The 10,597-nt window shown below is 70.8% G+C and carries 10 protein-coding genes and 1 pseudogene; all 11 read left to right on the forward strand.

Annotation, left to right across the window (positions count from 1 at the left end; genetic code table 11):
- Positions 1-14: 14 nt before the first annotated feature.
- The gene (locus tag ACIRFL_RS26010; protein ID WP_404032845.1) at positions 15-944 is read left to right on the forward strand and encodes an ABC transporter permease; all 930 of its coding nucleotides are present in this window, start codon (positions 15-17) and stop codon (positions 942-944) included.
- The gene (locus tag ACIRFL_RS26015) at positions 937-1,725 is read left to right on the forward strand and encodes an ABC transporter ATP-binding protein (RefSeq protein WP_404032848.1); all 789 of its coding nucleotides are present in this window, start codon (positions 937-939) and stop codon (positions 1,723-1,725) included. Before ACIRFL_RS26010 ends, ACIRFL_RS26015 begins: the two co-directional genes overlap by 8 nt.
- A gap of 361 nt (positions 1,726-2,086) precedes the next feature.
- A complete protein-coding gene (gene hpnC / locus ACIRFL_RS26020) occupies positions 2,087-2,989 on the forward strand; it encodes a squalene synthase HpnC (RefSeq protein ID WP_404032851.1) in 903 nt (300 codons plus the stop codon).
- A complete protein-coding gene (hpnD, locus tag ACIRFL_RS26025; RefSeq protein WP_404032854.1) occupies positions 2,986-3,936 on the forward strand; it encodes a presqualene diphosphate synthase HpnD in 951 nt (316 codons plus the stop codon). The genes hpnC and hpnD overlap by 4 nt, the downstream gene beginning before the upstream one ends.
- On the forward strand, positions 3,936-4,082 hold the full coding sequence (locus tag ACIRFL_RS26030) for a DUF6380 family protein (RefSeq protein WP_404032856.1): 147 nt from the start codon (positions 3,936-3,938) through the stop codon (positions 4,080-4,082). Before hpnD ends, ACIRFL_RS26030 begins: the two co-directional genes overlap by 1 nt.
- Positions 4,079-5,506 (forward strand): hydroxysqualene dehydroxylase HpnE, encoded by a 1,428-nt coding sequence (gene hpnE / locus ACIRFL_RS26035; protein ID WP_404032858.1) that lies wholly within the window; start codon positions 4,079-4,081, stop codon positions 5,504-5,506. The genes ACIRFL_RS26030 and hpnE overlap by 4 nt, the downstream gene beginning before the upstream one ends.
- Entirely contained in the window at positions 5,506-6,639 is a 1,134-nt protein-coding gene (locus tag ACIRFL_RS26040) for a polyprenyl synthetase family protein (protein WP_404032860.1), read from the forward strand. The genes hpnE and ACIRFL_RS26040 overlap by 1 nt, the downstream gene beginning before the upstream one ends.
- Before the next feature lie 116 nt (positions 6,640-6,755).
- On the forward strand, positions 6,756-8,783 hold the full coding sequence (shc, locus tag ACIRFL_RS26045) for a squalene--hopene cyclase (RefSeq protein WP_404032862.1): 2,028 nt from the start codon (positions 6,756-6,758) through the stop codon (positions 8,781-8,783).
- On the forward strand, positions 8,783-9,424 hold the full coding sequence (locus ACIRFL_RS26050; protein ID WP_404032864.1) for a 1-hydroxy-2-methyl-2-butenyl 4-diphosphate reductase: 642 nt from the start codon (positions 8,783-8,785) through the stop codon (positions 9,422-9,424). The genes shc and ACIRFL_RS26050 overlap by 1 nt, the downstream gene beginning before the upstream one ends.
- Before the next feature lie 5 nt (positions 9,425-9,429).
- Complete coding sequence (gene hpnH / locus ACIRFL_RS26055; protein ID WP_404032867.1) at positions 9,430-10,452, forward strand: adenosyl-hopene transferase HpnH; 1,023 nt, start codon at positions 9,430-9,432, stop codon at positions 10,450-10,452.
- 4 nt (positions 10,453-10,456) lie between these two features.
- Positions 10,457-10,597: pseudogene (locus tag ACIRFL_RS26060) on the forward strand (4-hydroxy-3-methylbut-2-en-1-yl diphosphate synthase); the annotation flags it as partial.

Raw genomic sequence — 10,597 nt, forward strand, 5'->3', positions numbered from 1 at the left:
GAAAGTTTCCACGCGTGAGTGAGACAACGCATGACGGCACGGTCGCGGTGACCGCGGCCGCGTCGCCCGACGAGGGACTGACGGCGGCGCAGCTCGCCGCCAGGTACGGGCTGGCCGTGAGCGGCGCCCGGCCCTCGCTCGTCGAGTACGTGCGTCAGCTGTGGGGGCGGCGGCACTTCATCCTGGCCTTCTCCCAGGCGAAGCTGACGGCCCAGTACAGCCAGGCCAAGCTCGGCCAGCTGTGGCAGGTCGCCACCCCGCTGCTGAACGCGGCCGTCTACTACCTCATCTTCGGCCTGATCCTCAAGGCCAGCCGGGGCATGTCGCACGATGTGTACATCCCCTTCCTGGTCACGGGCGTGTTCGTGTTCACCTTCACGCAGAGTTCGATCATGTCGGGCGTGCGCGCCATCTCCGGGAACCTGGGCCTGGTGCGCGCCCTGCACTTTCCGCGCGCCTCGCTGCCGATGTCCTTCGCGCTCCAGCAGCTCCAGCAGCTGCTGTTCTCGATGATCGTGATGTTCCTCGTCGTGATCGGCTTCGGCAGCTACCCCGGCCTGTCCTGGCTGCTGATCCTGCCGGCGCTCGCGCTGCAGTTCCTCTTCAACACCGGGCTCGCGCTGATCGTGGCCCGCCTGGGCGCCAAGACGCCCGACCTGGCCCAGCTGATGCCGTTCGTGCTGCGTACCTGGATGTACACCTCCGGCGTCATGTTCTCGATCAACAAGATGCTCGAAGGCCGTCCCGAGTGGATCGTGCGGCTGCTCCAGGTCAACCCGGCCGCGGTCTACATGGACCTGATGCGCTTCGCGCTCATCGACGGCTACGGCTCCTCGAATCTGCCGCCGCATGTCTGGGCCATCGCCCTGTTCTGGGCCGTCGTCGCGTTCGTCGGCGGCTTCGTGTACTTCTGGAAGGCCGAGGAGCGCTACGGCCGTGGCTGAGCAGAGCACCGGGCAGACCGCCCCGACCGTCATCGCGGACGACCTGCACATCGTCTACCGCGTCAACGGCGCGAGGACCGGCAGGGGCAGCGCCACCGCGGCCCTCAGCCGCATCCTGCGGCGGGGCTCCGACGACACGGCGCGGGGTGTGCGCAAGGTGCACGCCGTGCGGGGTGTCACCTTCGTCGCCCACCGGGGCGAGGCCATCGGCCTGATCGGCTCCAACGGGTCCGGCAAGTCCACCCTGCTGCGGGCCATCGCCGGACTGCTGCCCGCCGAGCGCGGCAAGGTCTACACCGACGGTCAGCCCTCGCTGCTCGGCGTGAACGCGGCCCTGATGAACGACCTGACGGGCGAGCGCAACATCATCCTCGGCGGTCTCGCCATGGGCATGTCGCGTGAGCAGATCAGGGACCGCTACCAGGAGATCGTCGACTTCTCCGGCATCAACGAGAAGGGCGACTTCATCACCCTTCCGATGCGCACCTACTCCTCCGGCATGGCGGCCCGGCTGCGCTTCTCCATCGCCGCGGCCAAGGACCACGACGTCCTCATGATCGACGAGGCGCTGGCCACCGGCGACCGCAAGTTCCAAAAGCGCTCCGAGGAACGCATCAGGGCCCTGCGCAAGGAAGCCGGCACGGTGTTTCTGGTCAGCCACAACAACAAGTCGATCCGTGACACCTGCAACCGCGTGCTGTGGCTGGAACGCGGCGAGTTGCGGATGGACGGACCCACCGACGAGGTCCTCAAGGAGTACGAGAAGTTCACGGGCAAATAGCCCGACACGCCCGGGGCCCCGCCGGAACCTTTCCGGCGGGGCCCCGCGTCTGCAAAGGAAAAGTCAACTCGGGGTGCGCTTAGGAATCTTGACGCCAATCGGTGTGTTGTTGTGATGTGCAGGACACCCCGACGGACCTCGCTGCGTTGTACAACGTAAGCTGTAGCGGTCCCGGAAAGCGGCAAGTGGGGCGATAATGCGCGACACCCTACGCCAGGGCTGCCCGCACGGACGGCCGGGCGGCGTGTCCGAAATAGTGTGTATTGGTTCGGCAGTGTAGAACGGGAGATGTGACGGCAATGGCTACGGAAACTCCCCAGCTCAGCGCAGCATGTGCCGTCCCTGCCCCGGGTAGCGCACGGTGACGGGAACCGATACGGCGCGCCCGGCGAGCCCGGTGCGCGACACGCTCGACAAGGCCGCGGGCGAGAACTTCCCCGTGGCTCCGTTCTTCCTGCCCCGGGCCTGGCGCGAGGACCTGATGGCGGTCTACGGCTTCGCCCGTCTCGTCGACGACATCGGCGACGGCGACCTCGCCCCGGGCGGCGCCGACGCCCGGCTGCTCGGCGTGTCGCCCGAGCGGGCCGAGGACCGGCTCGCCCTCCTCGACGCCTTCGAGGCCGATCTGCACCGCGTGTTCGACGCCACCCCGCGCCACCCGCTGCTGCGCCGTCTGCAGCCCACCGTCCGCCGCCGCTCCCTCACCCCGGACCCGTTCCTCGGCCTGATCGCCGCCAACCGCCAGGACCAGCTCGTCAAGCGGTACGAGACCTACGACGACCTCCTCGCGTACTGCGAACTGTCCGCCAACCCCGTCGGCCGCCTCGTCCTCGCCGTCACCGGCACCTCGACCCCCGAGCGGATCCGCCTGTCCGACTCGATCTGCACCGCCCTGCAGATCGTCGAACACCTCCAGGACGTGGCCGAGGACTTCGGGCGCGACCGGATCTATCTGCCCGCCGCGGACATGAAGCGCTTTCATGTCCAGGAGGCGGATCTCGCCACGAAAATCACGGGCGCATCGGTGCGCGCCCTGGTTGCATACGAAGCCCAACGCGCCCACGATCTACTGAATGAAGGCGCCCTTCTGGTGGGTAGCGTCCACGGCAGGCTGAAGCTGCTGCTCGCGGGGTTCGTGGCAGGGGGGAGGGCGGCGATCCGGGCGATCGCCGCCGCCGAATACGACGTACTTCCCGGCCCGCCCAAGCCCGGCAAGCTCCAGTTGCTGCGCGAGGTGGGCGTGACTCTGCGAGGAGAGGGGTGATCCGGACCGTGGAGTCGCAAGCACACGCGTCCGCACCGGTACTCGCCGCCTACAGCTACTGCGAGGCCGTGACCGGACAACAGGCCCGTAACTTCGCGTACGGCATCAGACTGCTGCCGACGCGGAAGCGGCGCGCGATGTCGGCGCTGTACGCCTTCTCCCGGCGCATCGACGACATCGGCGACGGCGGGCTGGCGGACGACGTCAAGATCGCGCGGCTCGACGAGGCCCGGGCGCTGCTCGCCCGGGTCCGCGACGGCGCGGTCGCCGAGGACGACACGGACCCGGTGGCGGTCGCCCTCGCCCATGCCGCCGGTGTCTTCCCGATCCCGCTGGGCGGCCTCGACGAACTCATCGACGGCGTCCAGATGGACGTCCGCGGCGAGACCTACGAGACCTGGGACGACCTGAAGGTCTACTGCCGGTGCGTGGCGGGCGCCATCGGCCGGCTCTCGCTCGGCGTGTTCGGCACCGAACCCGGGGCGCGCGGCGCCGAGCGCGCCGCCGAGTACGCCGACACCCTGGGCCTGGCCCTGCAGCTGACCAACATCCTGCGAGACGTCCGCGAGGACGCCGAGGGCGGCCGCACCTATCTGCCCGCCGACGACCTCGCCAAGTTCGGCTGCTCGGCCGGGTTCAACGGGCCGAAACCACCGGAGGGCTCCGACTTCGCGGGCCTCGTGCACTTCGAAGTGCGACGGGCCCGCGCCCTTTTCGCCGAGGGCTACCGGCTGCTGCCCATGCTCGACCGGCGCAGCGGCGCGTGCGTCGCCGCCATGGCCGGGATCTACCGCAGGCTGCTCGACCGCATCGAACGCGAGCCCGAGGCCGTGCTGCGCGGCCGGGTCTCGCTGCCCGGACACGAGAAGGCGTATGTCGCCGTGCGCGGACTGTCCGGCCTGGACACCCGGCATATGGCCCGGCGGACCGTCAGGAGGCGCGCCTGATGGACACGAGGAGCCAGGAGGAGCCGGGCGAGCCGGCCGGGCACCGGCAGGCAACCCTCCGGCGCGGCGCGGCGTCCCTGACGGAGACGACCCGCCGCGCCCCGTTCGACCGGAGCGGCGGGCGGGCACGGAAGGACGCACCATGACCGACGGCACGCGGTCCGAGGGGCCGCACGCGGGCAGCCCGGAACGCGCCGGGCGCAGCGCCGTCGTGGTCGGCGGCGGACTGGCCGGAGTCACGGCCGCGCTCGCGCTCGCCGACGCGGGCGTCCGCGTCACCCTGCTCGAAGGCAGGCCGAGACTGGGCGGCCTCGCCTTCTCCTTTCCGCGCGGCGAGCTGACCGTGGACAACGGCCAGCATGTGTATCTGCGCTGCTGCACCGCCTACCGCTGGTTCCTCGACCGCATCGAGGGCGCGGAGCTTGCGCCGCTGCAGAACCGTCTCGACGTGCCCGTCGTCGACCTCGACAAACCCGAGGGACGGCGGCTCGGCAGACTGCGGCGCGACCCGCTGCCCGTACCCCTGCACCTGGGCCGTAGCCTGGCCGCGTATCCGCATCTGTCGCTCGCCGAGCGGGCCAGGGTGGGGCGTGCCGCGCTCGCGCTCAAGGGGCTCGACCTCGCCGATCCGACCCTGGACACACAGGACTTCGGCAGCTGGCTGGCCGCTCACGGCCAGTCGGCGCGTGCCATCGAGGCCCTGTGGGACCTGGTCGGGGTCGCCACCCTCAACGCGGTCGCGGGCGGTGCCTCGCTGGCGCTCGCCGCGATGGTGTTCAAGACCGGTCTGCTGTCCGACCCGGGCGCCGCCGACATCGGCTGGGCCCATGTACCGCTGGGCGAACTGCACGACCGGCTGGCCCGCAAGGCGCTCGACTCCGCGGGCGTGCGTACCGAGGTCCGTACACGCGTCACCTCCGTCTCCCATAACGAGAACGGCAGTTGGAGCGTTCAGGTTCCCGGGGAAACACTCCGTGCCGACGCGGTCGTACTCGCCGTACCCCAGCGCGAGGCGCACGGCCTGCTGCCGCCCGGCGCGCTCGACGAACCCGACCGGCTGCTCGGCATCGGCACCGCGCCGATCCTCAACGTCCATGTGATCTACGACCGCAAGGTGCTCGGCCGGCCGTTCTTCGCCGCCCTCGGCACCCCCGTGCAGTGGGTCTTCGACCGCACCCACGCCTCCGGGCTCGGCAGCGGCCAGTATCTCGCCGTGTCCCAGTCGGCCGTGCAGGACGAGATCGACCTGCCCGTGGCCGTGCTGCGCGAGCGCTATCTGCCCGAACTGGAACGGCTGCTGCCGGGCGCCCGCGAGGCACGGGTGAAGGACTTCTTCGTCACCAGGGAGCGCACGGCGACGTTCGCCCCCGCCCCCGGCGTCGGACGGCTGCGGCCCGGCGCCCGCACCAAGGCCCCCGGCCTGTACCTGGCCGGAGCGTGGACCGCCACCGGGTGGCCCGCGACCATGGAGAGTGCGGTCCGCAGCGGTGTCAGCGCGGCGGACGCCGCTCTCGGCGCCCTGGGCCGGCCCCGCCCGAGTCACCTCTTCTCGTTCGAGGAGGCGGCCTGATGCCCGATCAGCACGCGGCAGGCCCCCGCACCCCCGGTACCGCAACAAGAGGAGAGACTGTGCCCCCTGTGCCCGAGGCCGCGACGGCCGCTCAAGCGACCGCCGTGGACGTGACCGCGCTCCTGGAGCGCGGCCGGACCCTGGCCACACCGGTACTGCGGGCGGCCGTCGACCGCCTGGCCCCTCCCATGGACACCGTGGCCGCCTACCACTTCGGCTGGATCGACGCCCAGGGCAACCCCGCCGACGGGGACGGCGGCAAGGCCGTGCGCCCCGCGCTCGCCGTGCTGTCCGCCGAGGTCACCGGCGCCCCCGCGGAAACCGGCATCCCCGGTGCCGTCGCCGTCGAACTGGTCCACAACTTCTCGCTGCTGCACGACGACCTGATGGACGGCGACGAGCAGCGCCGGCACCGCGACACCGTCTGGAAGGTGCACGGCCCCGCCCAGGCCATCCTCGTCGGCGACGCCCTGTTCGCCCTCGCCAACGAGATCCTGCTGGAACTGGGCACGGTCGAGGCGGGCCGCGCCACCCGCCGGCTGACCTCCGCCACCCGGGCCCTGATCGACGGTCAGGCGCAGGACATCTCCTACGAGCACCGCGACCGCGTCAGCGTCGAGGAGTGCCTGGAGATGGAGGGCAACAAGACCGGCGCGCTGCTCGCCTGCGCCTCCTCCATCGGCGCGGTGCTCGGCGGCGCGGACGACCGTACCGCCGACACCCTGGGAAGGTACGGCTACCACCTCGGCCTGGCCTTCCAGGCCGTCGACGACCTCCTCGGCATCTGGGGCGACCCGGAGTCCACCGGCAAGCAGACCTGGAGCGATCTGCGCCAGCGCAAGAAGTCCCTGCCGGTCGTGGCCGCGCTCGCGGCGGGCGGCCCCGCCTCCACGCGGCTCGGCGAGATGCTCGCCGCCGACGCCAAGAGCAGCGACTTCGAGAACTTCTCCGAGGAGGAGTTCGCGGCCCGCGCCGCCCTCATCGAGGAGGCGGGCGGCCGCGAGTGGACCGCCGACGAGGCGCGCCGCCAGTACACCATCGCCATCGAAGCCCTCGACGCCGTCGACATGCCCGACCAGGTACGGGCCCGGTTCACGGCGCTCGCCGACTTCGTCGTAGTCCGAAAGAGATGATCACTATCGGTCGAATAACCCTCGCGTAGTCGCCGGCCGGTGTCGAGGGATGACGGACACCGGCCGACGGCGGACCCACAGCAGCACGACTCGCACGACTGCACGAAGGGGAAGCCATGACAGCGACGACCGACGGAAGCACCGGGGCACTGCCGCCCCGCGCTGCCTCGGCCAGCGAAGCCCACCTCACGACCCCCGTGGCGGCCGGGGTACAAGAAGCCGCCGCACGCGCCGTACAGCGCGCCACCGACTTCCTGCTGGCACAGCAGGACGCCGAGGGCTGGTGGAAGGGCGACCTCGAAACGAACGTCACCATGGACGCCGAGGACCTGCTGCTCCGTCAGTTCCTTGGCATCCGCGACGACGCGACGACCCAGGCCGCCGCGCTGTTCATCCGCGGCGAACAGCGCCCGGACGGCACCTGGGCCACCTTCTTCGGCGGCCCCGGCGAACTGTCCACCACCATCGAGGCGTACGTCGCCCTCCGGCTGGCCGGCGACGCGCCCGACGCACCGCACATGGCCAGGGCCGCGGCCTGGATCCGCGAGCGGGGCGGCATCGCCGCCGCCCGCGTGTTCACCCGGATCTGGCTGGCCCTGTTCGGCTGGTGGAAGTGGGAGGACCTGCCCGAACTCCCGCCGGAACTCATCTACTTCCCGAAGTGGTTCCCGCTGAACATCTACAACTTCGGGTGCTGGGCGCGGCAGACCATCGTGCCGCTCACCATCGTCTCGGCGAAACGCCCGGTGCGTCCGGCGCCGTTCGCGCTCGACGAGCTGCACGCCGACCCGGCCCGCCCCAACCCGCCCCGGCCGCTCGCCCCTGCGGCGAGCTGGGACGGCCTGTTCCAGCGGCTCGACAAGGTCGTGCGCGGCTACCGCACGATCGCCTCCCGGCGCCTGCGCAGGGCCGCGATGAACTCGGCGGCCAGTTGGATCATCGAGCGACAGGAGAACGACGGCTGCTGGGGCGGCATCCAGCCGCCGGCCGTGTACTCCGTCATCGCCCTGCACCTGCTGGGCTACGACCTGGAACACCCCGTGATGCGGGCCGGACTCGAGTCGCTGGATCGTTACGCCGTGTGGCGCGAGGACGGCGCCCGGATGATCGAGGCGTGCCAGTCGCCGGTGTGGGACACCTGCCTGGCCACCATCGCCCTCGCCGACGCGGGCGTCCCCGCCGACCATCCGCAACTGGTCAAGGCCGCCGACTGGATGCTCGGCGAGGAGATCGTGCGGCCCGGCGACTGGTCCGTGCGGCGGCCCGGACTCCCGCCGGGCGGCTGGGCGTTCGAGTTCCACAACGACAACTACCCCGACACCGACGACACCGCCGAGGTGCTGCTGGCGCTGCGCCGGGTCAGGCACCACGACCCGGAACGGGTGGAGAAGGCCATCGGGCGCGGGGTGCGCTGGGAACTCGGCATGCAGTCGAAGAACGGCGCGTGGGGCGCCTTCGACGCCGACAACACCAGCCGGTTCCCCAACCGGCTGCCGTTCTGCGACTTCGGCGAGGTCATCGACCCGCCGTCGGCCGATGTCACCGCGCACGTCGTCGAGATGCTCGCGGTCGAGGGCCTGGCGGACGACCCGCGCACCCGGCGCGGCGTCGACTGGCTGCTGGCCGAACAGGAGCCGGAGGGCTCGTGGTTCGGACGCTGGGGCGTCAACTACGTCTACGGCACCGGGTCGGTGGTACCCGCGCTCATCGCGGCCGGCCTGCCCGGATCGCACCCGGCGATCAGGCGCGCCGTCGCCTGGCTGGAGTCGGTGCAGAACGACGACGGCGGCTGGGGCGAGGACCTGCGCTCCTACGATGACGCCAAGGGGTGGAGCGGGCGCGGCGCCTCGACCGCCTCGCAGACCGCGTGGGCGCTGATGGCGCTGCTCGCGGCGGGGGAGAAGGACGCCAGGTCCGTGCGGCGCGGCGTCCAGTGGCTCGCCGAGGCCCAGCGCGAGGACGGCTCCTGGGACGAGCCGTACTTCACGGGCACCGGCTTCCCCTGGGACTTCTCCATCAACTACCACCTCTACCGCCAGGTGTTCCCGCTGACCGCGCTCGGCCGGTATGTGCACGGCGAGCCCTTCGCCGGCCAGGGCACCGGTGCGGCCGGGCAGCCCCGCGCCGACGCGGAGGCAAGCTGATGGACGCCCAGCCCGCCCCGGCACCGCTGCTGATCGCCTGCGCGCTCGGCATCGAGCACCTCGCCCTGCGCGCCGGTGAACGCGGTGGCGCGGGCGGGCCGGTCACCGTACTGCGCACCGGTATGGGGCCCAGGGCGGCGGAGCGCTCCGTCGCCCGGCTGCTGGCCGATCCCGCGCTCGCCGGGGCAGCGGTCCTCGCGACCGGCTTCTGCGCGGGACTCGCACCCGGTATGCACCCCGGCGACCTGGTCGTCGCCGAGGAGACCCGGGACCCGCGCGGCGACGTCCCCTGCGTCGGGACCGAACTGCTCGTGAAGGAACTCGTGCGCACCGTGCCGGGGCGCACCGTCCACACCGGCCCGCTCACCGGCTCCGACCATGTGGTCCGCGGCCAGGAGCGGTCCGACCTGCTCGCCACCGGCGCGATCGCGGTCGACATGGAGTCGGCCGCCACCCTGCTGAGCGCCGTCCGCGCGGGCGAGCGCCCTGTTGCGGCCGTCCGGGTGGTCGTGGATGCTCCAGAACATGAACTCGTCCGGATTGGCACGGTGCGCGGTGGGATATCCGCTTTCCGTGTCCTTCGTTCCGTACTTCCCGCATTTTTTGAATGGCACCGTTCGTTGCTGCTCCCTCGGAGGTGAGCCAGATGGCCATGCCACTGCGCCAGTCCATCAAGGTCGCTACATACCTGGCTGAACAGAAGATCCGCAAGCGGGACAAGTTCCCGCTCATCGTCGAGCTGGAGCCGCTGTTCGCCTGCAACCTCAAGTGCGAGGGCTGCGGCAAGATCCAGCATCCGGCCGGCGTCCTCAAGCAGCGCATGCCGGTGGCCCAGGCCGTCGGCGCGGTGCTGGAGTCCGGTGCGCCGATGGTGTCCATCGCCGGCGGCGAGCCCCTGATGCACCCTCAGATCGACGAGATCGTGCGTCAGTTGGTCGCCAAGCGGAAATACGTGTTCCTGTGCACCAACGCGATGCTGTTGCGCAAGAAGATGGACAAGTTCACGCCCTCGCCCTACTTCGCCTTCGCCGTGCACATCGACGGGCTGCGCGAGCGGCACGACGAATCCGTTGCGAAGGAAGGCGTGTTCGACGAGGCCGTGGCGGCGATCAAGGAGGCCAAGCGGCGCGGCTTCCGGGTCACCACCAACTCGACCTTCTTCAACACGGACACCCCGCAGACCATCGTGGAGGTGCTCAACTTCCTCAACGACGACCTCAAGGTCGACGAGATGATGATCTCGCCCGCCTACGCCTACGAGAAGGCCCCGGACCAGGAGCACTTCCTCGGCGTCGAGCAGACCCGCGAACTGTTCAAGAAGGCCTTCTCGGGCGGCAACCGGCGGCGCTGGAGGCTCAACCACTCCCCGCTCTTCCTGGACTTCCTGGAGGGCAAGGTCGACTTCCCGTGCACCGCCTGGGCGATCCCGAACTACTCGCTGTTCGGCTGGCAGCGCCCCTGCTACCTGATGAGCGACGGGTATGTGCCGACGTACCGCGAACTGATCGAGAAGACCGACTGGGACAAGTACGGCCGGGGCAAGGACCCGCGCTGCGCCAACTGCATGGCGCACTGCGGCTACGAGCCCACCGCCGTGCTCGCCACCATGGGATCCCTCAAGGAGTCGCTGCGCGCCATGCGCGAGACGGTCTCCGGGAACCGGGAGTGATCCGATGACCGCCATCTCCCTGGGCGTCCCCGAGATCCCGCCCCGGCCGGTCGCCGAGCGTCGGCGCAGCCGGCAGATCCAGGTCGGTTCGGTGGCGGTGGGTGGGGACGCGCCGGTGTCGGTGCAGTCGATGACGACGACGCGT

Source organism: Streptomyces sp. NPDC102462 (assembly GCF_044765425.1).
GTDB lineage: Bacteria > Actinomycetota > Actinomycetes > Streptomycetales > Streptomycetaceae > Streptomyces.